Annotated in this window: 1 pseudogene; it reads right to left on the bottom strand. The window is 69.7% G+C overall.

What is annotated here, in order from left to right:
* Positions 1-531 (bottom strand): annotated as a pseudogene (locus CH341_RS34760) (hypothetical protein); the annotation flags it as partial.

Here is a 531-nt window from a genome sequence, read left to right as displayed (position 1 = left end):
ATAGCTGGTGCCGGAGCCGTAGGTCTGGATCACGCCGTAAAGATCGGCGAGATAGCGCGGCCCGCTCGCCGAGCCGGAGAACGCGTTGGCGTTGACGGTCATGTGCCCCGACGAGCACTGCGCAAACGCAACCGAGAACGCCGGCGTGCCGCTGAGTGTCACGGTGACGGACTGACAGACCAACGTGCCGCCGGCGTAGCAGTACCAGTGCTGCTGGGCGCCGCCGGTCACGCGATAGCTCGCGGCCACGGCGATAGACCCGCCATAGGCGGCCAGCATGTGCGAATAGGTGCAGGCACCGAACTCGACGTTGCCGGCGATGATCAGCTTGCCCTCGACGTAGCAGCCGTGGCCGCCGGTCGCCTGCATCTTGACGCCGGCGCCGAGCGAAAGCCGCGCGCCGCGGTCGACCCGCACGGCGTTCGTGCCGGAGCCTGCGACGACGGCAGTCTGCGCGGTGTCGGCCTGCACCGTGACGGTGCCGGAGCCCATCCAGGCGGCCGGGACGACGATCGGCCCGTAAGTCCCGGC

This window comes from Rhodoplanes roseus, assembly GCF_003258865.1.
Taxonomy (GTDB): Bacteria; Pseudomonadota; Alphaproteobacteria; order Rhizobiales; family Xanthobacteraceae; genus Rhodoplanes; species Rhodoplanes roseus.
This window is presented reverse-complemented; position numbering and strand designations above follow the sequence as displayed.